This is a genomic window from Salimicrobium halophilum, assembly GCF_900100295.1.
Taxonomy (GTDB): Bacteria; Bacillota; Bacilli; order Bacillales; family Halobacillaceae; genus Salimicrobium; species Salimicrobium halophilum.
The window spans coordinates 312,344-337,284 of the sequence record NZ_FNEV01000002.1; the positions used below are offsets into that span (position 1 = coordinate 312,344).

Genomic DNA, 24,941 nt, shown 5'->3' on the forward strand with positions numbered 1-24,941 from the left:
TGGATAATGAGGAGTGGGACCTGGAGGAAGTCAAAAGGTTGAAAAAGAGAAACTTGATTCAAGCTAACGTCATTTTCTTATTTCTGTTTATAGGTGTACCATACATAGCTTCTCATACAACGGTTTCGACAATGATGACTATATAGAAGAGGAGGACAGCGATTCATCTGAATGAAGATGGGTCGCTTTTTTTGCATCTTGGATTTGATTTTGGACCGGTCAGCAAAATGTAGTGGGGCTGTAGTATCACTTCTTATATAATGAAATCAGAAACAAAAGAGGGAGGGGTGTCCGGTGAAAATAAACGTGGAGATCGATGAAGAGTTGGAGCGGCTGGAGGTGCTGATCCGAGCGAAAGAGTGGGATGACGAAGTGAACAGGTTGATGGATCGCCTGAAAGAGAAGCGACGCTCGTATTTCAGCGGCACGAATGGCGAGACGCGTCACGTGTTCAAACCGGAGGAGATTTTATATCTCTATACGGAAGACAAAACGGTGCTGGCGCGTACGGAAGATGGACGTTACCGGATGAAAGAAAGGCTTTATGAACTGGAAGAAGAATTGCCGGAAGAGCAGTTCGTCCGGCTTTCCAAGTCAGCGATCGCCAACCTCGACGCCCTTCAGAAATTCGAAGCGTCTTTCAATGGGACCCTTTGCGTCTATTTCAGAAATGGGGAAAAAGAGTACGTCTCGCGCCGGTATGTATCGGATATCAAGCAAAAAATCGAAGGGAAAGGATGAAGACCAGTGCTTAAAAAAGTAGTATTCCAAAGTTTTGTCGGGATCTGTTTCGGTGCATTCGTTTCCGTGATGGTCTATTACGGTGTCTATCTGTTTGGAGGAATAGAATCGTTCGAAGCTCCTTTATTCATCAAGAATACGACAGCGAGTATTTTCTGTGGCTGGTTCTTCAGCGTCGGTGCGCTGATCTTCGCATTGGAGCACTGGAGTCTTGCGAAACGGACGGTTGTTCATTTTCTCATTGTAACTAGCCTATACTTTATTTTGGCGATTGGCGTGGGATGGCTCTCTCTCACTACGACACAATTGATACTGGGTGTACTATTTTTCCTCGTCGTCTACGGACTGATCTGGCTCAGTTGCTATGTCTACTTTTCTTATCAGGCGAAAAAATTGAATGACTCTCTGAATATGTAAGGCCGGCGACTGCCGGTCTTTTATTTTGCTTACAGCGTATTTTGAAACGAAATGAGTTCCCTTTTCGTATTACTTGGGAGAGACAGCTTATGTGGTTTGCTTTTTTTATTATCGGATGCCGATTTGTGGTATTCTTGTAGTATATCGGATACATTTTGTCGAGAACGAAAAAGGGGCTGACGAACCATGGATAACCTCTACTCTTCTACGCTTGAGAATTTGGAACGGACGTTTATGCCGTACCTTTCCGAATATCAGCGTTACATCGATTTTCAGACGATGAGAGACATGAAGCAGGTCATCAAAGACAAGCGTCCTGTTTATTTTGATTTGGATATAGATGAACTGGTGGAAATGAACACGAGATATATTATGGACGTCTTCTGGAATGGAGTTTTCTTCACCGCGGTGATCCCTTCTTCGAATACGTTCAAGGGTACCATCGAAGTATATGGGAAACCTCCGAAGATGCTCCTTGGCCGATTCGAGAAGGAAGAAGGGGAGGACACCTTTTTCCCGACATTTTTAAAAGAAGAATTCACGAGAAGAAAAGGACTCGGAGATACCTTACGCGATTTTTCGAAGGTGCTGTATACGTATCTGGATTCCTATGTGGAGCACCGGGCACGGTCCGGAGACGAGATAACTTCAGAGCATCCCGGCGAAGCGATTCTCGAAGGCTGGGATTTCCCGTTTCTGGACGGGCACCCTGATCTTAAGAAAGAGTGGGTGTCCTTGAAGAAACGCACGGTGACCCAGTTCAGGCGCATGGAAGAACTCGAAATCGAAGAACAATACGCCCTTGAAACGATGGTGGAGAAAGACGTGCCGGACTTCATCGAATCCTTCGAGCAGCTGTCTGTGGCGAATAAAGAAAGCCGCAAAGAGGAAGTATTCGAGACAATGAATGACCTTCATAAGTTTATCGCGAAGCTTGAGCGTAAAGAAGAAGAAGGCCATACCCGGAAATTCGCCAGAAGCAAAGGGATCATCGCGTCGAAGTACAACAAGGAAGACGAGAATTTCTTCTCCCGTAAGGAAAAAGATGTGTAATCAACCAATCCTAGATAGGAGAGATGGACATGAGCGAACGTTCTTTTCATAAAGACAAGGAAGCGGAAATGAACCATCAGGATTTGAGAGAAGCGATGACGTTAATTGAAAAAGAAGATATTGACCGTTTGAACGAGGAAGCGGAAAATTACGCGGGTCGATTCGATTCTCCGCGCGATGAATCTTTGTCAGAAGTGATGAGAGAACTCGGCGATCTCGGTGAAAAAGAACAGCGTATCGCCGGGGAGACGATGGAAACGTTGAAACGCCCGGTGAACGATCTCATGACGAAAAGTAACAATGACATTCCACAGACATTGAGTGAGCTCGAAGCGATCGTGTCGGACCTTGACCCGAAACGTACGGAAGGCAATGGTGTACAGCGCTTCTTCTATAAACTGAGCAAAAAGCAGCCGATCGACCGCTATATGAAGAAGTACGAAACGGTCGACTCGAAGATCGATACCGTCGTCCGCAGCCTGCTTGCAGGAAAAGATCGCCTCGAAGAAGACAGCGTCGAGCTGCAGATGATCAAAGAGAATGCCCAGCAGCGGATCTACGACCTGGACAAGCAGATCTACCTCGGGAAGAAACTGTTCGAGCTTTTGAAAGAAAAAGAAGCGACGGGCGAATATGATCTGGCGCTGCTTACCGAAGGAAAAGAGAAAATCATCACGCGTACGAGGAACATGACGCAGATGAAGAGTGTGCTGCACCAGAGTATTTCATCCGTGGATATCATCAAGAAGAATAATGAAAAGCTGAAGGAATCGATCCGTAACGCGGTCACCCTGACGAAGAATATCATCACCGTTTCCGCTTCGATCCAGCTGGCTTTGAACAATCAGCGGAAAGTAATCGACACGGTGAACGGCGTCAACAAAGCGACGGAGGAAATGCTGTTGTCGAACTCCCGCAATCTGAGAGAGAATGCGGAAGAGACGACGCAGATGATGGAGAATCCGGCCATCAGTATGGAAGCTCTCCAGGAGTCGTTCGATAACGTATTCGAAGCATTGAAGACGACGGAGCAGTCCTCCGAGCGGATCATCGCTTCGAGTGAGCAGTTCATCGAAGAGATGGATGCACTGAATGAAAACGTACGGAAAAAATTATCACAGACGTCTACCCAACGAGCGCTTCGAGACTGAAGCGCTCGTTTGTTTTGGAGGAATAGCGAGCCACTCAAGCCGGAGAACTTGGCCTGAGTGGATCGGTAATTTGAAAGCGCCCCGTTCAGAGCCGCACCTGGAGCGTGAGTGGGAGGCAAACGGGTTAGCTGGACACTCGGAGGAGCTCTGCCTCCTTGAACGGGACGCAAGTGCATCTAAGAACTTCATCAATTCTTCAAGAGCTAAAGCGAGCCACTCAAGCCGGAGAACTTGGCCCGAGTGGATCGGTAATTTGAAAGCGCCCCGTTCAGAGCCGCACCTGGAGCGTGAGTGGGAGGCAAACGGGTTAGCTGGACACTCGGAAGAGTCTTGCCTCCTTGAACGGGGCGCAAATGCATTCAAGAACTTCATCAATTCTTCAAGAGCTAAAGCGAGCCACTCAAGCCGGAGAACTTGGCCTGAGTGGCTCGGTAATTTGAAAGCGCCCCGTTCAGAGCCCCACCTCGAACGTGACTGGGAGGCAAACGGATTAGCTGGACACTCGGCAGAGCCTTGCTTCCCTGAACGGGGCGCAAGTGCATCTGAGAACTTCATCCCTGATTATGCGACAGTTTTCTAACAGCACAGGCGGCAAACTACAGCATAACTTTCCTCATCAAACAAAATACAATCATCAAAAGAAAAAAATGCCGCATAACATAAGTTATCCGACACCTTCTCAAATCCACGCGCCAAAACTACCTCATATCCCACTAAGAACATCACCGCGATACGAACTTATTCCCCGTCACCCAGAACCTCCACGGAAAATCGCGCGCTTCCTCCGAGTTCTCGATTCCAATCCGGGGCCCGACGGAAATATCCTCAGGTATAAACCCTTTGGCGATATAAAGCGGCGGCTCCCCGTACAGGTGACCATAGTCCGATTTGACGATGCCCAAAGCTTTCGTAAGCTTCCCAGGTCCGTTCGTCAGATCTTTTTCTTTCTTATCCCCGCGACGTTCATACATCAGGTCAATCCCCTGCACTGGTTCTACGGCACGAATCAGAATCGCTTCGGGTTCTCCCGCTTCTCCTGACACGACATTCACCAAACAATGGGTGTGCATGACGTACGTATAGGCGTACCCCGCTTCGCCGAACATCACTTCCGTCCGCTTCGTCCGTTTGTAATCATAGCTATGCGCGGCTTTGTCGACCGCTCCGATATACGCTTCCGTTTCTACGATATAGCCGGAAGCGACTCCTTCTTCGGTTTCTTTTATCAATTCACAGCCGAGCAATTCCTCAGCCAGCTCAAGTGTCGGCTTTCCAAAAAATTCTTTAGGCATCCGTTCCATTCGCTTCACCTCGAAAATTATCATATCATACGTCACGCCCGTGGGCACAGCGACATATGCTGAGGTGTAGGAGGGGTGTGGGATGAGTGAGTCAAAAGCGATCCAGCTTGAAAAACAGGAGTGGAGACGACAGCGGCGCCAGGAACGATGGAAGCAGCTCCTCACGATTGCTTCTCCGATTTTCCTTCTATTGGTCTGGGAGTTTCTATCGCGTACCGGACTGGTGGATGCGAGATTCTTCCCGCCACCGACCGCCATCATCGGCACGTTCTTATCGATGGCAGCAAGCGGAGAGTTATTCTCGCATATCGGCATCTCTCTGTTCCGCATTATCGCAGGATTTCTTCTCGGGGTCATACCGGCCATTTCGCTCGGACTTCTCATGGGATTGTACAGTCCGCTCCGTCACTTCTTTTCCCCACTCATCATGGCACTCATGCCCATCCCGACGCTGGCCTTACTCCCGATCATCCTCATCGTTTTCGGAGTGGGGGAAACGTCGAAAGTCGTCACTATTGCAGGAAGTGTCTTTTTCCCTGTCATTATCAATACGGTTGCAGGAGTCGTGAATATCGACCGGATCTATCTCGATGTGGCAAGGAACTACGGGGCCTCGTCGAAAGACTTTTTTCTGAAAATCGCGCTGCCGGGAAGTCTGCCGGTGATGATGGAAGGCGTGCAGATGGGGCAGGCGATTGCCTTACTGACGATTGTCGCGGCTGAAATGATGGGAGCGAATGCCGGCATCGGATACCTGATCTGGACGTCGTACAAAGCATTTCTGCTGAAAGAAATGTTCGTAGGCCTGATGCTGATTTCCTTATTCGGATACTTATTTTCTCTATTGCTGAAAGGCATTCAGGCGAAAGTCGTTCCATGGAAGTGAGGGGAGAAGGATGAAGGAGAAGATTGTCATCGAGGCGCTGACGAAAGCGTTCTATCAGAAAGAGAAGATTCACACGGCCGTCGAAGATATAACTGTGTCGATCAGGGACGGAGAGTTCGTCTGTCTTGTGGGACCGAGCGGATGCGGGAAGACGACGCTACTCCGGATTATCGCCGGGTTAATAAAAGAAAGTAGCGGTTCCTACAACATTCAGCGGGAGAAGAAAGAGAGCCCTTTGCAGTCGATGGTCTTCCAGGAACAGGGGGTTATTCCGTGGCTGACGGTCCGGGAGAATGTCGCTTTCGGATTGAAGATGCGGGGCCTGGATAAAAGAATTGTAAAGGAGCGGACAGATCGATTTCTTGAAAAAGTCGGACTCACCGCCTATGCCCGCCAATATCCGAAAGAACTGTCCGGAGGCATGAAACAGCGGGTCAGTATCGCAAGAGCTTTCGCCAACGATCCCGAAATCCTTCTTATGGATGAACCGTTCGGAGCGCTCGATGAACAGAACAAATTCATCCTGCAGGAAGAGCTTCTTCACATATGGGCGGAAACGAAGAAAACGGTACTCTTCATTACACATAGCATCGATGAGGCGCTGCTTCTTGCGGACCGGGTGCTTCTGATGAGCGCGGGGCCGGGGAGTATTGTGAGGGATATAACGGTAGATATCGAACGTCCACGAACGATGGAGAAGGTGCGTGCCGACCCGCGGGCAGCGGAGCTTTTCGTGGAGATATGGAATCATCTGCAGGAAGAAGTGCAGAAAGGAAGAAAGGGGAACTCGTCATGAAGCGATTGGTTTCAGGGATCATGCTTGTAGTGCTGCTGGCGGCCTGTGGAGGGAAAGAAGCGCCGGAAGATAAGCCGGAAGTGAAAGAAGGGGACTTTGCGCCGCTTGAAGAGAAGACGACAGTGACGATTGCCGAAGATGGAGCGGCTTCGGGGGCAGGATTCTACATTGCGATGGAAAAAGGATACTTCGACGACTATAATATTGACGCGGAATTCACGACATTCGCCAATAGTGATGATATGTTGCCAGCGCTCGCTTCAGGAGAAGTGGATATTGCCGGTGGCGTATCGACAGCCTCCTTTTTCAATGCCATCGCTCAAGGGATCGACGTGAAGATCATTGCGGATAAGGGGCACTACATCGAAGGGGATTCTTATTTCTCTTTCGTTTTGAGAAAAGAACTTGAAGATGAAGTGACAGACTATGAAGATCTGAAAGGGAAGCGGATCGCCGTCTCCGCCCGTAATACCGTCGATGATTACATCTATCAGAAAATGCTCGACCATGCCGGGCTCACCGAAGAAGACGTGGAATTCGTACTTATGTCTGATTTCGGGAACATGTTAGCGGCGATGGGGAACGGGTCGATCGATGCCGCCCTGCAAATCGAACCGCTCATCACTCAGGGCATCAACGAAGGGCTGCACGTCCGTTTCCATGATGCTACCGACTTCGCACCGGATGCCCAGATTGCCATGGTGCTCGGCTCGCCGGATTTCGTGAAAAACAGCGACGTGTCCGTGCGTTTCATGGCAGCGTACCTGAAAGGGTTGCGTGACTATCATGAAGCATTCGTCAACGGCAACGGAATGGATGAAATCATCTCCATCATGACGAAGCATACGGCACTCAAGGACGAAGAGGTGTGGAAAGACGTCGGCGTTACAGGGCTCGATCCGAACGGGGAAATGTTCATCGAAGATATCAAGAAACAGTACGACATGTATAAAGAAAACGGAGCGATTCAGGGGGATATCGATTTCGATAATGCAATCGTCACGGATATGACGGACGAAGCGATTGAAGTCATAGGAAAATATGAAAAATAGCGCGTCTTCTATGGTAGAATGAGGAAAACCGGGCCGGAAAATCGGCCCTCTACATAAGGAAGTGGAAGAAATGAACATAGAAGTTTGTCCATCTGAGGATGCGCCGATCGAGCTTTTACTCGAAGCGGATCCATCCGAAAAGCATATCCGTGATTACGTGAAGCGGGGAGTCGTTTACGTCGCGGAAGAGGAAGGGATCGTAGGCGTATTTGTCCTGTTACCGACACGTCCCGGAACGATAGAACTGGTGAATATAGCTGTCACTGAAGCCCGACGCGGAGAAGGGATCGGGAAGCGTCTCCTGGAAGCCGCGAAAGAAGCAGCGGAAGGGTACAAGCGTATAGAAGTAGGAACAGGCAATTCCAGCACAAATCAGCTTTCGCTCTATCAGAAGGCCGGCTTCCGTATCACCGGTATCGATCACGATTTCTTTACGATTCATTACGAAGAAACGATATGGGAGAACGGCATCTGGTGCCGCGATATGATACGATTGACTCTGGAACTGTGAATAAAAGAAAGAGGGTTTAGCGATGCTTAAGATTTTCGATTTTGTCATTTTGCCGGCTATCATCGTACTGGTGGCCGTCTTACTATTGGACATGCCGCTTGTGCCGGCACTGATCGGCGCTTATATCGGTATATGGATAGCGCTTATTCTACGCCGGAAGAGGGAAGAGAAACATGGAAAACAAAACGGATGAACAGAAGCTGATTCAGCAGCACCTGGCGAATGAACGCACGTACCTCGCCTGGATCCGGACGGCGATAGCGCTTGTAGGAATCGGATTCCTGGCAACGACGCTTCATATCAACGCAGCGCCTGATGCGGGAGCTGTCGAGCAAAATCTTGTGATGATCGTCAGTCTTTCGGCCCTGGGTCTCGGAGTTCTGACTATCATTGGAGCGACCCTTAACTACTACGCAATGAGAAAAAACATCAACGAAAGCCGCTTCCGCTCCTCACAGTGGATCATCGGCTTCATGACGAGTATCGCCGTATTACTCGTGATCCTCGTCAGCATCTATATTTTCGTTGTCGGTTAGGAGAATGACAGATGGAATTCAAGACGATAGATTTGGAAAAAGATAAACAGACCGTGCTCCATTTCCGTAGGGAATCCTTCAGGGAAAGTTTCGGGGACGAAGATTCGTTCGATGAAGAAGACTATCTCGACTGGCTTCAGAAGAAGATCAATGAATACCCGAACGGCGTTGTGTTCGTAATGAACGAGGAAGAGCCGATCGGTCAGATCGAGCTGTCGATCCGTGCGCACCAGGGACGTATCATCGGATATGTCCACCTTTTTTATCTGAAAGAGGAGTGGCGCGGCGAAGGCTATTGGCTGTTCGATTATGCGATGAAATTCTTCCACGAACGGGACATCACCGAATTTCACCTGAGAGTGGCACCTGGAAACGAGCGTGCCGTCGCTTTTTATAAGAAATACGGAATGACCGAAGCCGGGGAAGAACTCGGCGGGAAAGTGATACGAATGATAGGGAGTGTAAATGCATGGACATTGTAGAATTGAAGACGAGAAAAGAAATTACTCAGGCGTTTGCGGTCGTGAATGAACTGCGGACGCACCTGGACTTGAATAAATACCTCGAGCTCGTTACAGAAGCGATGGAGACGGACAACTATCACATGTTCGCGATGATGGAAGAAGAGGAGATTGTAGCTGTCGCTGGACTGAAACCGATGGTCACTCTTTATTACGGACGCTTCGTCTGGGTCAATGACCTCGTTGTCACGAGTGAAAAGCGGAACAATGGCTACGGAGAAATCATGCTCCATTTCGTCGAGCAGTGGGCGGCCCAGAACAAATATGATCACGTCGCACTGTCCTCTGGTCTTGAAAAAGCACAAGCGCATAAGTTCTACCAGGAGAAAATGGATTACGATAAAGCGAGCTATGTCTTTTTGAAGAAAAACGTCTGAGAAAGGAAGTGCTTCCATGATGGAAGGGAAGAGGATCACGGATTTGCTGGAAACGGAGATTCCTGTTGTTCAGGCAGGCATGGCCGGAGGCGTAACTACGCCGGAACTGGTAGCGGCCGTCTCGGAAGCCGGAGCATTCGGAACGATCGGCGCCGGATATATGTCAGCGGAAGATATGAAAGAGTCGATCCGTGAAGTGAAGAAGCGTACGTCGAAACCGTTCGGGGTGAATCTGTTCGTACCTGAAGAGCCGGAAGCAAGCCTTGAAGATAGGGAGAGAGCTGCCGAAGCCCTGCGTCCTTACCGGGAAGAACTTGGAATGGACGACGGGGATGCCCCGGAAGTTCCTGATGTTTTTCTTGAGCAGGTAGAAGGGGTGCTTGCTGAAACGGTGCCTGTGGTGAGCTTCACGTTCGGTATTCCTCCGAAAGAAGTTATCCAATCATTGAAGCAGGCAGGGATGACGGTGATCGGAACAGCGACGACGGTCGAGGAAGCTGTACAGAATGAAGAAGCAGGGATGGATGCAGTGGTCGCTCAAGGAGCGGAAGCCGGCGGTCATCGTGGCACATTCGATACAACCTTCGACAAAGCGATGATCGGCTCGATGTCTCTTCTTCCCCAAGTAGCCGATCACGTGTCGATTCCCATCATCGCAGCCGGAGGGATTATGGATCGCCGCGGCGTGGATGCAGCTTTCGTTCTCGGAGCGGAAGGGGTGCAGCTCGGGACTGCCTTTTTGACGACGAGAGAAAGTGGAGCTCAGGCGGTGCATAAAGAAGCGGTTCTTCACGCTGGGGAAGCGGATACGGTCGTGACGAAAGCCTTCAGCGGCAAACCCGCCCGCGGGATCGAGAATCGATTCACCCGTGAGATGGAAGGCCGGAATGTGCTGGACTATCCTCTGCAGAATGCATTGACGAAGCCGATCCGGAAAGAAGCGGGTCGGCAGCAGAACACGGACTTTTTATCGCTCTGGTCCGGACAGAGCCCGAGACTCTCTCAGGACATGACCGTTGCGGAGCTCATCCGAAGTCTTGTCGGTCCGTGGGAGTAGAGCACAGCTAAGGTTATGGAGATATAACGCTATGGATGTCGCGGAAAGTGTGACGTCTGTAGCTTTTTTTTATTGATTGCGGTCTATTCAGGTGAAACATTTATTGCTGAGCGGTTCGTTTTTTTGGAAATGGACCGTTCGCGGAGCGGAAAAAAGCACGAGTGTCCGATTCTTAGTATTTGCGGTACACTCAGGACGGGTAGCACCCTCGTGAACGGTTCAAAAGCATCTGAATGCCCCTTGCCCCTCTGACAAGCAGAGGGGGCTTAGGCCAGGGCTTCTAAGCGGGAAGTTTCCACTTTTTATTCAATCCAGCTGCATCACCCAGAAACCCGAGCCATAAGTAACCAGGATCAGAAAAAAGAAAGAGCACTTTTGTCTGACCAGGTTACTTATGGCTGAGGTTTCTAGGCGGGGTGATTCCGCTTTTTCTTTCATAATCCAGCTGCGAAGCCCAGAAGTCCATAACATAAGCGGCCACTTCTGTTTCGGAAAAAAGCATCCGAAGCCAGAACCGTCCGCTTATGTTAGAACTTCTAAACGGACTTCTCCGCTTTTTCTTTACCATTGACTTTTATTTCCCACGCCCCTAAAATCTTAAAAGTATTACACGAAATTCCGAGAGATCGGAGGGGCATGAAATGAAACATCGTTTGAGAAATCTTATTGTATTATTTGTAGCATCTATCGGATTGGCGTTCGCTTTCAACTTTTTCCTGCTGCCGCATGAAGTACTTTCCGGCGGCGTTACAGGTCTTGCGATGATCTTCGGTCTATTGACGCCGTTCAATTCCGGTGTATGGCTCGTCATCTTCAACATTCCTGTGCTGATCATCGGCTGGATGAAGCTGGGGAAAGAATTTATCGCGAACAGTATCTTCTCGGTTGCCGTGACGTCGGTGGCTATGCTTTATATTCCGCTCATTCAGGTGACGGAAGACGCGCTGTTGTCTTCAGTATTCGGCGGAGTGATTACAGGTGCCGCTATCGGTGTCATCATCAGATTCTACGGGTCGACCGGTGGTTTTGATGTGATCGGGCTCGTTCTTACGCTGAAAAGGGATCTGCCGCTCGGAGCGCTTGTCTTCAGTTTGAACAGTCTCGTCGTTTTCGCTTCCGGTTTCTTTTTTACATGGGAACTCGCGCTTTATACGCTTGCTTCCATTTACATCACCGGAATCGTCGTCGACCGTATTCATACTAGGCACATCAAGCTCAGTCTTATGGTGGTCACGGATAAAGATCAGGAGCTTCGCAGCGAATTGATCGGGAACCTGATCCGCGGGATTACCGTCATGGATGCGCACGGGGCTTATTCCAACCAGGAGCGGAAAGTCCTTTATACCGTCATTTCCCGTTATGAACTGGCTCTCGTTAAATCTATCATAAGCGAAGTGGACTCCCGCGCGTTCGTCAGCGTGACAGAAACCGTGGAGGTTATGGGTAACTTCCGAAGGTCCTGATATCTCTATCGTCTCTTTATCAAAAGAGGCGATTTTTTTATCCACCGGAAGTTTTGATTCTATCAATTTCTGTTTCTAGCATATAGTAGATTCCCATACATATAGTATAGCAAGTGCTTCATTTTGGAGCGTGAAGGTCACGATTTCCGGGAGCATATTGGGGAAAGAGGAGGGACTGGTATGAACAGACAGGATGTGGATGCTGTCGTTGTAGGAGCCGGTTTTTCAGGATTGTACATGCTATACAGATTGCGAGAAGCAGGAATGACGACGAGGGCGTTCGAAGCGGCGGACGGGGTAGGGGGCGTATGGTATTGGAATCGCTATCCGGGGGCCCGGTGTGATTCGGAGAGTATCTATTACAACTATACGTTCTCGAAAGAATTGTTCGAGGAATGGTCGTGGTCCTCCAGGTATCCGGAGCAGCCTGAGATTCTGGATTACTTGAACCATATGGCAGACAAGTTCGAACTGAAGCCGCATATTACGTTCAACACGAAAGTAATGAAAGCTTCCTTTCACGAAGACGAGGATCGCTGGTACGTGGACACAGAGTCCGGGGAACAAGTGAGGTGCAAGTACTTCATCACCGGTGTCGGTTGTATCTCCGCGGCAAATGTTCCTGACATCCCGGGGTTGGACCGATTCGAGGGAGAGTGGTATCACACAGGTCACTGGCCGCATGAAAAGGTCGACTTTACAGGTGAAAGAGTGGGCGTCGTGGGGACAGGCTCGAGTGGTATCCAGTCGATTCCTGTAATTGCGGAGGAAGCGGAACATCTTTCCGTATTCCAACGAACGCCGCAGTACAGCATACCGGCCAACAACTATCCGTATTCCGAGGAATTCAAGAAACAAGTGAAGAACGACTACGATACGATACGGAGGCAGATGAGAGAATCCGTAGCAGGATTGAAATTCGAGTATGGAGACCGTTGCGTGCTCGATGACTCGCCTGAGAAAAGATATGAGCGCCTGCAGGACGGCTGGGACAAAGGAGGCTGGCACATTCTCTTTACGTACAACGATCTTCTGACGAATGAAGAGGGGAATGAAAAAGTCGCTTCCTTTGTTCAGGATAAAATCAAGGAAATCGTCGATGACCCGGATACGGCGGAGAAGCTCACACCCGACCATTACTACGGAACGAAACGGGCGATTGTCGATACGAACTATTTCGAGACGTACAACTTGCCGCACGTGACCCTGGTAGACGTGAAAGAGTCACCTATTCAAGAGATTACGGAAACTGGTGTGAAAACATCAGAAGGAGAATATCCCCTTGATGCGCTTGTATTCGCCACCGGGTTCGACGGGATGACCGGTTCGCTTTTCAAAATGGATATCCGGGGACGCCGGGACCTTTCTCTGAAAGATAAATGGAAAGACGGAGAAGCGGTACGCACCTATCTCGGGCTTGCGACGGCGGAATTTCCGAATATGTTCATGCTGACGGGGCCGGAGAGTCCTTCTGTGCTCGGGAATATGCCTGCAGCCATCGAGCAGCATGTGGAATGGGTGATGGATTGTATCGAGGATTCTGAAGAAGAGGGTGTCTCCGTCATCGAAGCGGAAGAAGAGGCGGAGGTAGAGTGGAGTGCCCACTGCCGGGAAATGGCTGAGTCGACGCTTTATATTAAGACGGACTCCTGGTACACGGGAGCGAATATCGAAGGAAAAGCGAAAGGGTTTCCGATCTACGTCGGAGGATACGGACCTTACCGGACGATTTGTGACGAAGTGCGGGAGAAAAATTATGAAGGATTTCACCGATATCAAAGGGAGGAATTATAATGGTACTACACCCACAGGCGAAATTTTTACTCGATCAGATGGCGGAAGCGGACGAAACGCCGATGCACCTGCAGACCCCCCAGGAGGCGAGAGAAGCTACGGATTTCAGTCCCCTCGCCGGAGAGCCTGAAGAGGTAGCAAAAGTGGAAGACCGGACAATCCCCGGGCCGGAAGGAGACATTCCCGTTCGAGTGTATACGCCGGAAGGAGAAGGGCCATTTCCTGCGCTCGTCTTTTACCACGGAGGAGGCTGGGTCATCGGAGATCTCGAAAGTGTCGATGTGCCTTGCCGGATGATAGCAAATAGAAGCGAATGTGTCGTCGTTTCCGTCGACTATCGACTCGCTCCAGAGCATAAATTCCCGGCAGCCGTGGATGATGCTTATGCGGCACTCCGATGGGTCGCTTCGTATGGAAAAGAAATAAATGTAGACCCTTCACACGTGGCAGTGGGAGGAGACAGCGCAGGAGGGAACCTTGCCGCCGTCACAAGTCTGATGGCGAGAGATCGGCAGGAATTTTCGGTGTCCTATCAGATGCTCATCTACCCGGTGACGAATTATTCCTTTGAGACGGAATCCTATAAAGAGAATGCGGATGACTATCTGCTGACGAAGGATTCCATGCAGTATTTCTGGAATCATTATCTTTTGAAAGACCGGGACGGGTCCAGTGCCTATGCCTCTCCGCTCCTCGTCGAAGATTTGAGCGACTTACCACCGGCGTTCGTTGTGACGGCAGGGTATGATCCGTTACGGGATGAAGGGGAGGCTTATGCGGAGCGGCTTCGTACCGCTGGTGTCGATGTCGAATATCACAAGTACGACGGAATGATCCACGGCTTTTTCTGGATGCCTGGAGTGCTGGATGATGGGAGAGACTGCATCGAACGGGCGTCTGCCGCTTTAAAGCAAGCTTTTGAATAATAGAAAAGTGCAGCCGAAGATGGCTGCACTTTTTGTATGGGTACGTTTATGAAATGGTATTTTCATTATTTATGAGAAAAGTGTCTTATAAGTTGAGGAATCATGTTTTTTTCCCTTGAGTCTTGTGTGAATTCGCATCATAACTATTTTTATCAGACACTTTTCCCATCATTCTTATAGAAAACTATCTGATACAAAAAGCAGCCCCTCCTCAAAGAAGGGCTGCTCTACATAATTATTTCACGACAATGACCGGATGATTCACATACTTCACAAGCTTGTGGCTGACGCTTCCGAGAATGAGCGTCTGGAACTTGTTGCGCCCGCGACTTCCGACGAGCACGCAATCATAGTCGCCTTCATTGGCGTATTCGATTAACGTCTCTGCCGGCTGGCCGTGAAGAATCGTGATGTCGGCTCCAAGTCCTTTGTCTTCGATATATTCGATCGTGGACTGGAATCTTTCTTTCCGTTTCAAGGAGGCTGTGTCGGAATCTCCGTACTGCAGCACGTCCTTTTTCGATTGATCTCCGTCCACGGCGTATACGACCTCGATGTGGACCTGGTCTTTGTAAGGATCCACCATTTTCAGTGCTTCATCAATGGCGCGGTTGGAGTGGTCGGATCCGTCTGAAGCTAGAAGAATTTTTGTGAACATAGTAGAACTCCCTTATGATTTAGTGTCCGGAACTTTTCGATACCCCGCCGAGCTTACTCAGTAAACGTTCACTCTCACCGTTCAGCCCGATGAAGGTGACATCGATCCCTTTTTGTTCAAATTTCGCTTCGACACTATCGAGTGCCCCGATAGCGGAGTCGTCCCAAAGGTGGGATTCGCTCAGATCGATGACGACTTCTTTGACCAGATCGGACTCGTTGAATTCGATTCCTTCCTGGAATTCCGTCACAGAAGCGAAGAATAGCTGTCCTTGTACGTAGTATATACGTTTTTGCCCTTCGTTCATATAGAGGGAAAGGACGCGGACTTTCGAAATTTTCACAGCAAAGAAGATCATGCTTAGCACAACACCTGCAAGTACTCCATATGCCAGGTTATGCGTAATAACAACGGTCAGAACCGTCACAATCATAACGGAAGCATCCGATGCCGGAACTTTATGAAGGTTGCGGATTGATCCCCAGTCGAACGTGCTGATGGAAACCATGATCATTACTCCTGCGAGTGCGGCCATCGGAATTTGTACGACGATATTTCCAAGGGCGATAATCAGGAACATAAGCGTGACGCCGGCGACAAGGGCAGAAAGTCGGCCTCGTCCTCCGGATTTCACGTTGATGACCGATTGCCCGATCATGGCACAACCTGCCATCCCTCCGAAGAACCCGCTGACGACGTTTGCGATTCCCTGTCCGCGGCTTTCCTGGTTCTTATCACTCTCGGTATCTGTGAAATCATCGACGATAGAAGCAGTCAGCAGGGACTCGAGCAAACCAACAATGGTAAGAGCAGCTGCATATGGGAAAATGATCGCCAACGTTTCGAAGTTCAACGGAATATCCGGCAGCGCAAAGATAGGAAGGGTCTGTGTCAATTCTCCCATACTGCCTACATTACGAACATCGATGCCCATACTTACGACTACGATGCTCATCACGATGATGGCTACAAGCGTTGATGGAATCGTCTTGTTAATATAAGGGAACAGGTAGATGATTCCGAGCGTTGCAGCAACCAATACGTATACGATCCAGCCTTCATTTTCGAAGTGCTGAAGTTGTGATGTGAAGATCATGATGGCCAGTGCGTTGACGAAACCGACCATGACCGACCTCGGAATGAACTTCATGAATCTGGCAAGTTTGAAAACACCCAGGATAAATTGGAGAATTCCTGTTAAAATGGTAGTGGCGAGCAAGTATTCGAGTCCGTGCTCAGCGACGAGCGTGACCATCAGGAGCGCCATAGCCCCTGTAGCGGCGGATATCATACCAGGTCGCCCACCGACGAATGCAATGGTGACAGCGATACAAAAAGATGCGTACAGCCCGACCATCGGATCGACGCCGGCAATGATCGAAAAGGCGATCGCTTCCGGGATCAGGGCCAGGGCTACAACGATTCCGGACAGCACGTCTCCGCGAATGTTCCCGAACCATTGTTGTTTCATGGATGAAGTTAACATAAATACCCTCTTTCTATTGTTTATTATGCGACCACTAAGTCTCATAGTAGTCAGGATGTATGACCGTTCGTTTATAAATGATTTATAATGGACTATAACAGATTATAATAGAAAGGGCTCAATTGCAACGGGGTTTTCGCTTGTTAAGCGTTTACATTGAAAATTTCTTAACAATTTGCCGGTTGAAAAGGATTACATCTGATTTTTCAATTGTTAAATGGATGAGAAGCACGTACACTTACGGTAGTACATCGAAACGAAGGACGGATATACATGGATAATGAACGTGAGATCATGACCGTGGCCCAAGTCGCGGATTACCTGCAGATCAGTGAAGTGACGACCTATAAGCTGGTGCAGGATGGAAGAATCCCCGGCTTCAAGATCGGACGCCACTGGAGAGTACGAAAAGAAGACTTGAGAGAGCATATCGCGAAGCTCGAGCACGGCGAGCACTTATAAAAAAGCTGCAACTCGAAAGCTTTTGCTGAGGACGCTAAAAGCTAACAGTTACAGCTGGAATTGATGAATAATAAAAGAGGAGCGGACACTTAGTCCTGCTCCTCTTCTTTATGGAACCAAAGCGGGTCATCGATATCCGCTTCTCCGTTATAGTTGATGAATATCTCTTCATCCGGCTGAATATCCCGGTAGGCATAAAAGTCGAACGAATGATTATCGAAATTTATTTCATAAATCGCATTCGGTTCGTAGGAATGGTTGAACATCATACCGTAGCCCAGTAAAAAGGCTGTGTGGTGCTCTCCATATTCGAACGCGTAATCCGCGAGGTACGTTTTCTCGATGTGCTCGTGCTGCTCGTTCGGATAAGGCAGAACCGGCGCCCGGTGAAATCTCGTGCCTTCCTTGATGAGCTGATTGGCGAACACTCCTTTGTTGAATTCATCTTCGACATCTGTAATCTGCGACGTGCGTACTTCGATCAATCAATCACCTGCTTTTCTTTGGGAATCTGTTCAGTATGGCAGGGAACTGACAGAAAAGCAAGGCATCTCAGGCGAAAAGCTTCGTATCCTCGAAGTAATCATACTGGACGAAATCGAGTGTGTTCACATCAAGGTAGTTTTTGAGCACGTAAGCAGCTCCTCCAAGAGCGCAAGCATATTCACCGAGTTGCGAGATGCGGATCGACTCATAACTGTTTATCTTAGAATGGAGCGCGCGCTGGACCCGGTCCACAAACTCAGGATTCTGATTGATCAGCGCCCCGTTCAGAACGATACGCTGCGGGTTGAAAATGTTGATGACGTTGTTCAGCCCGTAGCTGAGATAATCGATATAATCAGAAAGAATGGGTTCGGCTTCGGGTTTTGCAAGGAGATCTATGAAATCACTTCCCTGACCGAGAGAGGACAACTGCTTTTTGAGCGTACGTTCGGAAGCGTAGAGTTCCCAGCAACCATGGTTACCGCACTGGCATTCCGGGCCGTGAGGTTCGATGATCATATGGCCGATCTCTCCGGCGAACCCCCTGAATCCACGGTAAATCGTATAGTCATTGATGATACCTAGCCCGATTCCGGAATAGAGTGTGATACAGAACAGGTCAGGGATGTTTTCGAAGTATACCTGTTCCCCGTAAGCGCTGAGGTTAGCATTGTTGTCGATGTAGATGGGAACATCGATTTCTTTTTCCAGACGTTCTTTCAGATTGACATGGGTCCACTGTTGTTTCGGTGTGAATTCGATTTCGTCTTCATTGTTGATGATCCCGTGGATCCCGAGACAGATCCCCGTCAATCCGATGGGGGAGTGGCTTGCTTCGAACCGTTGGATCAGGGGAGAAAGGTTCTCTTTCACTTCGCTTACGAGCGTGTTGATATCTTTATCTCCGTTCGGTATCACTTCCCGGTGAATCGGTTTTCCTTTGATGTCGATGAACACGACACGGACTTCCTGGTCATCGATGTCCACGCCGATGCTGAATCCGGATTCGCCGTTCATCTCCACAAGGATCGGTTTTCTGCCAGGGGTCGTAATATCACCGACTTTCGTTTCCGTAACGATTCCATCTTCGATCATAGAAGACACCTGAGCGGAGACCGTCGCTTTGTTCAAGCCGGTTTTCCTCGATAAATCACTTCTCGAAAGGGCTCCTTCTTTCACGATATGTTCTACGAGAATTCTTCTATTTAAATGTTTGATGTAATTCGCATCACCAGTACTCACTATGTCATCACCCAATCTGCAAGTTATTTCCTTCTATTTATCATATCAGAAAGCTGTATTTTTCACTATATCACAAACTTTTTCGAAAATAGGGGTTGAAATGTGAAACGCTTACACTTATCATAAGTATTAATAATTTGTTTATCAAACAAACGAATTATAATCCATTACATGAAAAGGTGCGGAATATGTAATGAAAACAATGATAAATGACGAGTTTTTACTCGAAAGCAAAACAGGTTACGATTTATATCACAACTATGCGAAACACATGCCGATTGTCGATTACCACAATCATCTTGTCCCTGAAGAAATACTCGAGGATAAGAACTTCAACAATCTTTATGAAATCTGGCTCGCAGGTGATCACTACAAATGGCGGGCGATGAGGGCCAACGGAATCGAAGAGAAGTACATCACAGGGGATGCCTCTCCCTACGAGAAGTTTCTCGCCTGGGCGAAAACCGTTCCACAGACGATCGGAAACCCATTGTATCACTGGACCCATCTGGAACTCAGGAACTACTTCGGGATTGAAGAGCTTCTGAATGAAGAAACGGCTCCGAGAATCTGGGAGATAACAGAACGCATGCTTCAGAAAGAGGCGCTATCGGTGAGGAACATCCTCAAGAAAGATCATGTTCGCTTCGTAGGAACGACGGATGATCCGACCGATGATCTCGAAGCTCATCGGAAGCTTCAGAACGTGGAGGATTTCACAGTATCTCCTTCCTTCCGGCCGGACCCGGGTCTCCATATCGAAAAGGATGAATTTCCTGCGTGGGTACAGAAACTTTCAGATGCAGCTGGAAAAGACATCACTTCTTATGAAGAGTTTCTCACAGCTCTCGGTGATCGCGTCGCTTACTTTGACGAACTCGGGTGCCGCAGTTCGGATCACGGCATAAGTTCCATGTTTTTTGAAGAAGGGACGAAAGAAGAAGCGGCAGATGTATTCCGTAAGCGGATGAACGGGGAAGAACTGACGGTGAAAGAAGCAGACCTTTTCCGTACGTATACACTCGTCACGCTTGGAAAACTGTACGCGGATTACGGCTGGATTATGCAGCTTCATATGGGACCGAAGCGTAACAACAACACGAAGATGTTCCATCGTCTGGGTGGGGATAGTGGGTTTGACTCCATCAACGATACAGCATTGGCAGAGCCTCTTGGAAATTTTCTGGATGCGCTTGAAAAAGAGGACAGTCTTCCGAAGACGGTGTTGTACAGCTTGAACCCGAACGATAACCATATCCTCGCTTCCATGGCAGGGAACTTCCAGGGGGACGGCATCAAAGGGAAAGTGCAGTTCGGTACGTCGTGGTGGTTCAACGATACGATTGACGGGATGGAGAATCAGATGAAGACGCTCGCGAATATCGGGCTTATCAGTAACTTCATCGGTATGCTTACGGATTCGAGAAGCTTCCTATCGTTTTCGAGACACGAATACTTCCGCCGCATTCTCTGTAACCTGATCGGAAGCTGGGTCGACAAAGGTCTCGCGCCGAATGACCCGGAACTCCTGAAGGAATACGTCGAAAATATCTGCTACTATAACGCTGAAACGTACTTTCAACTGAATGAAAAAGTAGCGATGAAGGAGGTATGATTGATGCAATTGCCATTCAATATAGATTTAAAAGGAAAAGTAGCTGTTGTCACCGGCGGTAGCGGGGTACTCGGTTCGGTATTATCGAAAGCGCTTGCGGGGGCAGGGGCGAAAGTGGTAGTTCTCGCCAGAACCCAGGAAAAAATAGATAAAGTCGTCGCAGACATCAATAACGATGGAGGCGAAGCATACGGGTACAGCGTCAGCGTCCTTGATAAAAATGATCTGGAACGGGTCCATAAGAAAGTGAAAGAAGAAGTAGGTCCTTGCTCCATCCTGATCAATGGAGCCGGTGGCAATCACCCGAAAGCGACGGCTTCTCATGACCGCTTTCCTAAAAATGCTGATGCAACAGGGGATAAATCATTCTTCGATCTTGATCAGCAGGCAATCAGCCAGGTGTTCGATATGAACTTCCTCGGGACGCTGCTCCCTTCTCAAGTATTCGGAGCGGACATGATCGATCAGGAGGGGGCGACAATCATCAACGTATCCTCCATGAATGCGATGCGACCGCTTACCCGGATTCCTGCCTACAGTGGAGCGAAAGCGGCAGTAAGTAACTTCACCCAGTGGCTTGGCGTCTATTTTTCAGAGGTTGGAGTGAGAGTGAACGCTATTGCTCCAGGATTCTTCTCGACAGAGCAGAACAAAGATCTTCTGTTCAACGAAGACGGTTCCTATTCGGAACGCGCTGAAAAGATTCTATCGCAGACCCCGGACGGCCGTTTCGGGAAACCGGAAGAACTGGTCGGTACGCTGCTATGGCTCGTACACACCCCGTCTTCAGGGTTCGTCAACGGCATCGTCGTTCCCGTTGACGGAGGATTCTCTGCTTATTCAGGCGTATGACGACAATAGAAGGACTTACTTTCGTGAGTCCTCCTATTACCAATTATTTGTAAGCGGTATCAGTTTTCGGAAAAAATGAAAAGGAGCGTGGAACTATGTCGGATGCACACGTGACGAAGACGGGCTATGAGTACAACCAGGCAAAGATTTGGCAAATCGCTTTGTTCGCCATGAATAACTCCGCAACGAACATCTATTTATTCGCCATCGGATTCATTTCTTATTACGCTACAGGGATTGCCGGTCTCGGGGTTGTGGTCGTAAGTGCTGTACTTACCGGTATGAGGGCTTTTGATGGAGTTACCGATCCGATTATCGGTTACATCATCGACAAGACGGAAACGAGATTCGGGAAATTCATGCCCCTCATGCTGATCGGGAATGGAATACTTATCACTTCGTTCCTCATCATGTATGGCATCATGCATCGGCTTCCGGAAGGGTGGCAGCTGCCGTTCTTCATTCTCATGCATGCCATCTACATCGTAGGTTATACAATTCAGGCCGCCTGTACGAGAGCCGCTCAGACGGTGCTGACCAACGACCCGAAGCAACGTCCATTGTTCACCGTATTTGATGCTATCTATATCATCCTCGTCTTTACAGGGGGCCAGCTGCTTGTCGCCAACTACCTTGTGCCTAAGCACGGTGGATTCGATCAGTATTCTCTGTTCATCGAGCTGAATGCTTATGCGATGGGGTTAAGCGCAATCTTCACGATCCTCGCAGCGATTGCCATCCGCGGGAAGGACAGAAAAGAATTTTATGGCCTCGGAAAGACACAGAACCTTCAGGTGAAGTTCAAGGATTATCTGCCGGTCCTTAAAGAAAACCGTCCGCTTCAAATGCTTGTCATCGCAGCGTCCTCCGACAAACTCGCTATGCTGGTACTCAGGCAGCCGGCTATTCCGATCATGTTCTTCGGTATCTGGCTCGGTGATTATGCTCTGAGTGGAACGATGCAACTCGGAATCATCCCACCGACACTGTTGCTCGTGTGGGCAGGGATGGTATATGCGAGAAAACGTGGGTTGAAACGGGCGCTCGTACTATTTACCACGATAGCGATGCTTTCGTTCGCAGCGCTGATTCCGTATCTGCTCTTCGTCGATCAGACGCAGATTTCCTTCAGTAACTTCGGTCTGGTCACGATAGGGTTTCTACTTCTTTACGGCATAGGTATGGGAATCTCTACATTCACCGGCGGTCTCGTCATTCCGATGATTGCGGATGTCGCTGACTATGAGACGTACAAATCCGGCCGCTACGTGCCCGGGATGATCGGAACCTTATTCTCCCTGGTGGACAAAATGGTATCGTCGCTCGCACCAGCCATCGTCGGGGTACTATTGGCATTTATCGGATTCCAGGATGAATTTCCAGGCGTCGATACACCACTGACGACAGCGCTCCTTGTCATGACGATCGTTCTCCAGTTCGGCGTGCCGATGCTCGGGTGGCTGACAACACTCATTGCAATGAAGTTCTACAAGCTCGACTCTGAAAAAATGGAAGAAGTACAGGATAGAATCCAGGAAATAAAAAAGGAAGCTAAGAAAGAAGAAGCTATGTAAAAAAGGAAGGGAGAAGATTTACATGCTATATCCAATCACTACAGAAACAAGAGGAACGATAGACTTGAACGGAATTTGGGATTTTAAGCTCGATACCGCTCAGACACTGACAGAGAGCTGGAAGAACAAACCTCTCGAAGATACGATGGAAATGGCTGTGCCGACGTCCTACAACGATGTCGGTGTCGTCGATGAAATCCGCAACCATGTGGGCTGGGTCTGGTATGAGAGAGAATTCCAGGTTCCCCGTTATATGAAAGAGGAGCGTCTTGTGCTTCGTTTCGGATCTGCGACGCATGAAGCGAACGTATATGTGAACGGGGAGAAAGTGACCGAGCATAAAGGAGGATTCCTTCCTTTTGAAGCGGAAATCAATGATTACGTAACGTCAGGGAAAAATCGATTGACGGTAGCCGTGAACAATATTCTGGATGAAACGACGCTACCGGTAGGCAATTACAAAGAAGAGGAATATGAAGGGTTGGGGAAAGTCGTATCCAACGAGCCGAACTTCGACTTTTTCAATTACGCAGGTCTGCACCGCCCGGTGAAAATCTATTCTACTCCTCATACGTACACGAAGGATATCACTATTATTCCGGACATCGAAGGTTCAGACGGTAAGGTTAAGTATGACGTGGAGACGGAAGGGATAGCCGGGGATGCGAAAATCCAGGTTCTTGACGAAGAAGACCGGGTGGTGACAGGAGGAGAAGGCTTATCCGGAGAGGTAACGATTAAGAATGCCAACCTGTGGGAGCCGATGGATGCTTATCTTTACACGCTGCGCGTCGAGCTATATGAAGGCGGGGAGCTTGTAGACCAGTATGATCAGCCGTTCGGCGTAAGGACCGTAGAAGTCGCTCACAACGAATTTCTGATCAACGGAAAGCCGTTCTACTTCAAAGGTTTCGGAAAGCACGAAGATACCTATATCCATGGTCGGGGATTCGACGAAGCAGCGAACGTCTTAGACTTCAACCTTATGAAATGGATCGGGGCAAACTCGTTCCGTACCGCACACTACCCGTATTCGGAAGAGATGATGCGTCTTGCCGATCGTCAGGGCATTGTCGTCATCGATGAAACACCGGCCGTCGGGATTCACCTGAACTTCTCTGTTTCGCTTCTCGGTGGAGCGGAGAGAAGAGAGACTTTCAAGGAAATCGGTACTTTCGAGCATCACCAGCAGGTTATCAGAGATCTCGTCGCCCGTGACAAAAACCATCCGAGTGTCGTCATGTGGAGCATCGCGAACGAGCCTGCGTCGAACGAAGAGGGAGCGGATGAATACTTCAAACCGCTGATCGATCTTGCCAAAGAAGTGGATCCTCAAACGCGTCCGACGACGATCGTCAACATTCTTATGGCACCTCCGGGAGAATGTAAGATTTCCCCGTACGTCGACGTCATTTCCATCAACCGCTACTATGGCTGGTACGTCTATGGTGGCAACCTGGAAGTGGCGAAAGTGAAGCTGAAAGAAGAGCTCGACAAGTGGGCGGAGCTTCATCCAGGAAAACCGGTCATTATGACGGAGTATGGAGCGGACACGATATCCGGCTTCCATGCGATCGATCCGATCATGTTCACCGAAGAATACCAGGAGATGTTCCTTGAAGCGAACCATGAAGTCTTCGATGAATCGGAGAACTTCATCGGAGAGCACATCTGGAACTTCGCCGACTTCGAAACGAGTCCTGGGGTCATCCGCGTCCAGGGAAATAAGAAAGGGATCTTCTCTAGAGAACGTCAGCCGAAAGCCGCGGCTTACTATATGAAAGAACGATGGAAAGGTATCCCTCATTACCATTACAAATCCCAAAAGGAAAAAGTTAAGTAAGAGAAATCGCCCGTAGTAGATGCGGGCGATTTTTTTCATGCGTAGGGGAATTATAGAAATGATTTTGTACAGACGGATCTATTCTGAAAAATGTTTTTATTTATGGTAAAGTAGATACTATCAGTTTTCACGAGTAAAATC

Annotated in this window: 26 protein-coding genes; 21 read left to right on the forward strand and 5 right to left on the reverse strand. The window is 48.9% G+C overall.

Annotated features, from left to right (window positions below; translation table 11 throughout):
- The first annotated feature begins 294 nt into the window (after nucleotides 1-294).
- The 4 genes from BLQ44_RS05125 to BLQ44_RS05140 all read left to right on the forward strand — a co-directional run bounded on the left by BLQ44_RS05125 (nucleotide 295) and on the right by BLQ44_RS05140 (nucleotide 3,362).
- The gene (locus BLQ44_RS05125; RefSeq protein ID WP_093192733.1) at nucleotides 295-741 is read left to right on the forward strand and encodes a LytTR family DNA-binding domain-containing protein; all 447 of its coding nucleotides are present in this window, start codon (nucleotides 295-297) and stop codon (nucleotides 739-741) included.
- A 6-nt stretch (nucleotides 742-747) separates the two neighbouring features.
- Nucleotides 748-1,158 carry a DUF3021 domain-containing protein gene (locus BLQ44_RS05130; RefSeq protein ID WP_245688099.1) on the forward strand — a complete coding sequence of 137 codons (411 nt, stop codon included), beginning with the start codon at nucleotides 748-750 and terminating at the stop codon, nucleotides 1,156-1,158.
- A 186-nt stretch (nucleotides 1,159-1,344) separates the two neighbouring features.
- Complete coding sequence (locus BLQ44_RS05135) at nucleotides 1,345-2,211, forward strand: hypothetical protein (RefSeq protein WP_093192735.1); 867 nt, start codon at nucleotides 1,345-1,347, stop codon at nucleotides 2,209-2,211.
- Nucleotides 2,212-2,240: 29 nt separating this feature from the next.
- A complete protein-coding gene (locus BLQ44_RS05140; protein WP_093192737.1) occupies nucleotides 2,241-3,362 on the forward strand; it encodes a toxic anion resistance protein in 1,122 nt (373 codons plus the stop codon).
- A 722-nt stretch (nucleotides 3,363-4,084) separates the two neighbouring features.
- On the opposite strand, the gene BLQ44_RS05150 is transcribed toward BLQ44_RS05140, so the two are convergent.
- Entirely contained in the window at nucleotides 4,085-4,663 is a 579-nt protein-coding gene (locus BLQ44_RS05150) for a DNA-3-methyladenine glycosylase (protein WP_093192741.1), read from the reverse strand.
- Between the two features lie 82 nt (nucleotides 4,664-4,745).
- Here BLQ44_RS05150 and BLQ44_RS05155 point away from each other — a divergent pair, with 82 nt between their 5' ends.
- The 12 genes from BLQ44_RS05155 (at nucleotide 4,746) to BLQ44_RS05210 (ending at nucleotide 14,582) form a co-directional block, all read left to right on the forward strand.
- The gene (locus BLQ44_RS05155; protein WP_093192743.1) at nucleotides 4,746-5,549 is read left to right on the forward strand and encodes an ABC transporter permease; all 804 of its coding nucleotides are present in this window, start codon (nucleotides 4,746-4,748) and stop codon (nucleotides 5,547-5,549) included.
- A 10-nt stretch (nucleotides 5,550-5,559) separates the two neighbouring features.
- On the forward strand, nucleotides 5,560-6,345 hold the full coding sequence (locus BLQ44_RS05160) for an ABC transporter ATP-binding protein (protein WP_093192745.1): 786 nt from the start codon (nucleotides 5,560-5,562) through the stop codon (nucleotides 6,343-6,345).
- Nucleotides 6,342-7,397, forward strand: coding sequence for an ABC transporter substrate-binding protein (locus BLQ44_RS05165; protein WP_093192747.1), 1,056 nt, complete (start codon nucleotides 6,342-6,344; stop codon nucleotides 7,395-7,397). The genes BLQ44_RS05160 and BLQ44_RS05165 overlap by 4 nt, the downstream gene beginning before the upstream one ends.
- Nucleotides 7,398-7,467: 70 nt before the next feature.
- Nucleotides 7,468-7,908, forward strand: coding sequence for a GNAT family N-acetyltransferase (locus tag BLQ44_RS05170; RefSeq protein WP_093192749.1), 441 nt, complete (start codon nucleotides 7,468-7,470; stop codon nucleotides 7,906-7,908).
- Between the two features lie 22 nt (nucleotides 7,909-7,930).
- Nucleotides 7,931-8,101: a hypothetical protein gene (locus tag BLQ44_RS16500; protein WP_176757432.1), complete on the forward strand. Its 171-nt coding sequence runs from the start codon at nucleotides 7,931-7,933 to the stop codon at nucleotides 8,099-8,101.
- Nucleotides 8,082-8,444: a YidH family protein gene (locus BLQ44_RS05175; protein ID WP_093192751.1), complete on the forward strand. Its 363-nt coding sequence runs from the start codon at nucleotides 8,082-8,084 to the stop codon at nucleotides 8,442-8,444. Before BLQ44_RS16500 ends, BLQ44_RS05175 begins: the two co-directional genes overlap by 20 nt.
- An 11-nt stretch (nucleotides 8,445-8,455) precedes the next feature.
- On the forward strand, nucleotides 8,456-8,926 hold the full coding sequence (locus tag BLQ44_RS05180) for a GNAT family N-acetyltransferase (protein WP_093192753.1): 471 nt from the start codon (nucleotides 8,456-8,458) through the stop codon (nucleotides 8,924-8,926).
- Nucleotides 8,914-9,342, forward strand: a complete 429-nt coding sequence (locus BLQ44_RS05185; RefSeq protein WP_093192755.1) for a GNAT family N-acetyltransferase — start codon at nucleotides 8,914-8,916, stop codon at nucleotides 9,340-9,342. Before BLQ44_RS05180 ends, BLQ44_RS05185 begins: the two co-directional genes overlap by 13 nt.
- A gap of 19 nt (nucleotides 9,343-9,361) precedes the next feature.
- Nucleotides 9,362-10,399: an NAD(P)H-dependent flavin oxidoreductase gene (locus BLQ44_RS05190; RefSeq protein WP_093192930.1), complete on the forward strand. Its 1,038-nt coding sequence runs from the start codon at nucleotides 9,362-9,364 to the stop codon at nucleotides 10,397-10,399.
- Nucleotides 10,400-11,040: 641 nt separating this feature from the next.
- Complete coding sequence (locus BLQ44_RS05200; protein ID WP_093192759.1) at nucleotides 11,041-11,862, forward strand: YitT family protein; 822 nt, start codon at nucleotides 11,041-11,043, stop codon at nucleotides 11,860-11,862.
- Between the two features lie 180 nt (nucleotides 11,863-12,042).
- On the forward strand, nucleotides 12,043-13,656 hold the full coding sequence (locus BLQ44_RS05205; protein ID WP_093192760.1) for a flavin-containing monooxygenase: 1,614 nt from the start codon (nucleotides 12,043-12,045) through the stop codon (nucleotides 13,654-13,656).
- Nucleotides 13,656-14,582: an alpha/beta hydrolase gene (locus BLQ44_RS05210; RefSeq protein ID WP_093192762.1), complete on the forward strand. Its 927-nt coding sequence runs from the start codon at nucleotides 13,656-13,658 to the stop codon at nucleotides 14,580-14,582. The genes BLQ44_RS05205 and BLQ44_RS05210 overlap by 1 nt, the downstream gene beginning before the upstream one ends.
- Nucleotides 14,583-14,817: 235 nt before the next feature.
- On the opposite strand, the gene BLQ44_RS05215 is transcribed toward BLQ44_RS05210, so the two are convergent.
- On the reverse strand, nucleotides 14,818-15,240 hold the full coding sequence (locus BLQ44_RS05215; RefSeq protein WP_093192764.1) for a universal stress protein: 423 nt from the start codon (nucleotides 15,238-15,240) through the stop codon (nucleotides 14,818-14,820).
- A gap of 19 nt (nucleotides 15,241-15,259) precedes the next feature.
- The gene (locus BLQ44_RS05220; protein WP_093192766.1) at nucleotides 15,260-16,726 is read right to left on the reverse strand and encodes a SulP family inorganic anion transporter; all 1,467 of its coding nucleotides are present in this window, start codon (nucleotides 16,724-16,726) and stop codon (nucleotides 15,260-15,262) included.
- Nucleotides 16,727-16,999: 273 nt separating this feature from the next.
- Between BLQ44_RS05220 and BLQ44_RS05225 the strand changes: the two genes are divergently transcribed.
- On the forward strand, nucleotides 17,000-17,188 hold the full coding sequence (locus tag BLQ44_RS05225; protein ID WP_093192768.1) for a helix-turn-helix domain-containing protein: 189 nt from the start codon (nucleotides 17,000-17,002) through the stop codon (nucleotides 17,186-17,188).
- A gap of 89 nt (nucleotides 17,189-17,277) precedes the next feature.
- Here the strand turns inward: BLQ44_RS05225 and BLQ44_RS05230 are convergent, their stop codons facing one another.
- Together BLQ44_RS05230 and BLQ44_RS05235 are read right to left on the reverse strand one after the other, a co-directional pair.
- Nucleotides 17,278-17,673, reverse strand: coding sequence for an SET domain-containing protein (locus BLQ44_RS05230; protein ID WP_093192770.1), 396 nt, complete (start codon nucleotides 17,671-17,673; stop codon nucleotides 17,278-17,280).
- Nucleotides 17,674-17,740: 67 nt separating this feature from the next.
- On the reverse strand, nucleotides 17,741-18,916 hold the full coding sequence (locus tag BLQ44_RS05235; protein ID WP_143004694.1) for an ROK family transcriptional regulator: 1,176 nt from the start codon (nucleotides 18,914-18,916) through the stop codon (nucleotides 17,741-17,743).
- A 193-nt stretch (nucleotides 18,917-19,109) separates the two neighbouring features.
- On the opposite strand from BLQ44_RS05235, the gene uxaC reads away from it, so the two are divergent.
- From uxaC to uidA, 4 genes are all read left to right on the forward strand, one after another.
- Complete coding sequence (gene uxaC / locus BLQ44_RS05240) at nucleotides 19,110-20,531, forward strand: glucuronate isomerase (RefSeq protein WP_093192774.1); 1,422 nt, start codon at nucleotides 19,110-19,112, stop codon at nucleotides 20,529-20,531.
- Nucleotides 20,532-20,534: 3 nt separating this feature from the next.
- Nucleotides 20,535-21,383: an SDR family oxidoreductase gene (locus BLQ44_RS05245; RefSeq protein WP_093192776.1), complete on the forward strand. Its 849-nt coding sequence runs from the start codon at nucleotides 20,535-20,537 to the stop codon at nucleotides 21,381-21,383.
- A gap of 95 nt (nucleotides 21,384-21,478) precedes the next feature.
- Entirely contained in the window at nucleotides 21,479-22,957 is a 1,479-nt protein-coding gene (locus BLQ44_RS05250; RefSeq protein WP_093192778.1) for an MFS transporter, read from the forward strand.
- Nucleotides 22,958-22,979: 22 nt separating this feature from the next.
- Nucleotides 22,980-24,800: a beta-glucuronidase gene (gene uidA / locus BLQ44_RS05255; protein WP_093192780.1), complete on the forward strand. Its 1,821-nt coding sequence runs from the start codon at nucleotides 22,980-22,982 to the stop codon at nucleotides 24,798-24,800.
- Nucleotides 24,801-24,941: the final 141 nt, after the last annotated feature.

Bases quoted from the DNA above. Each gene is read 5' to 3' on its own strand.
- BLQ44_RS05135 (WP_093192735.1), top strand. From the start codon at position 1,345: ATGGATAACCTCTACTCTTCTACGCTTGAGAATTTGGAACGGACGTTT.
- BLQ44_RS05140 (WP_093192737.1), top strand. From the start codon at position 2,241: ATGAGCGAACGTTCTTTTCATAAAGACAAGGAAGCGGAAATGAACCAT.
- BLQ44_RS05150 (WP_093192741.1), bottom strand. From the start codon at position 4,663: ATGGAACGGATGCCTAAAGAATTTTTTGGAAAGCCGACACTTGAGCTG.
- BLQ44_RS05155 (WP_093192743.1), top strand. From the start codon at position 4,746: ATGAGTGAGTCAAAAGCGATCCAGCTTGAAAAACAGGAGTGGAGACGA.
- BLQ44_RS05160 (WP_093192745.1), top strand. From the start codon at position 5,560: ATGAAGGAGAAGATTGTCATCGAGGCGCTGACGAAAGCGTTCTATCAG.
- BLQ44_RS05165 (WP_093192747.1), top strand. From the start codon at position 6,342: ATGAAGCGATTGGTTTCAGGGATCATGCTTGTAGTGCTGCTGGCGGCC.
- BLQ44_RS05170 (WP_093192749.1), top strand. From the start codon at position 7,468: ATGAACATAGAAGTTTGTCCATCTGAGGATGCGCCGATCGAGCTTTTA.
- BLQ44_RS16500 (WP_176757432.1), top strand. From the start codon at position 7,931: ATGCTTAAGATTTTCGATTTTGTCATTTTGCCGGCTATCATCGTACTG.
- BLQ44_RS05175 (WP_093192751.1), top strand. From the start codon at position 8,082: ATGGAAAACAAAACGGATGAACAGAAGCTGATTCAGCAGCACCTGGCG.
- BLQ44_RS05180 (WP_093192753.1), top strand. From the start codon at position 8,456: ATGGAATTCAAGACGATAGATTTGGAAAAAGATAAACAGACCGTGCTC.
- BLQ44_RS05185 (WP_093192755.1), top strand. From the start codon at position 8,914: ATGGACATTGTAGAATTGAAGACGAGAAAAGAAATTACTCAGGCGTTT.
- BLQ44_RS05190 (WP_093192930.1), top strand. From the start codon at position 9,362: ATGGAAGGGAAGAGGATCACGGATTTGCTGGAAACGGAGATTCCTGTT.
- BLQ44_RS05200 (WP_093192759.1), top strand. From the start codon at position 11,041: ATGAAACATCGTTTGAGAAATCTTATTGTATTATTTGTAGCATCTATC.
- BLQ44_RS05205 (WP_093192760.1), top strand. From the start codon at position 12,043: ATGAACAGACAGGATGTGGATGCTGTCGTTGTAGGAGCCGGTTTTTCA.
- BLQ44_RS05210 (WP_093192762.1), top strand. From the start codon at position 13,656: ATGGTACTACACCCACAGGCGAAATTTTTACTCGATCAGATGGCGGAA.
- BLQ44_RS05215 (WP_093192764.1), bottom strand. From the start codon at position 15,240: ATGTTCACAAAAATTCTTCTAGCTTCAGACGGATCCGACCACTCCAAC.
- BLQ44_RS05220 (WP_093192766.1), bottom strand. From the start codon at position 16,726: ATGTTAACTTCATCCATGAAACAACAATGGTTCGGGAACATTCGCGGA.
- BLQ44_RS05225 (WP_093192768.1), top strand. From the start codon at position 17,000: ATGGATAATGAACGTGAGATCATGACCGTGGCCCAAGTCGCGGATTAC.
- uxaC (WP_093192774.1), top strand. From the start codon at position 19,110: ATGAAAACAATGATAAATGACGAGTTTTTACTCGAAAGCAAAACAGGT.
- BLQ44_RS05245 (WP_093192776.1), top strand. From the start codon at position 20,535: ATGCAATTGCCATTCAATATAGATTTAAAAGGAAAAGTAGCTGTTGTC.
- BLQ44_RS05250 (WP_093192778.1), top strand. From the start codon at position 21,479: ATGTCGGATGCACACGTGACGAAGACGGGCTATGAGTACAACCAGGCA.
- uidA (WP_093192780.1), top strand. From the start codon at position 22,980: ATGCTATATCCAATCACTACAGAAACAAGAGGAACGATAGACTTGAAC.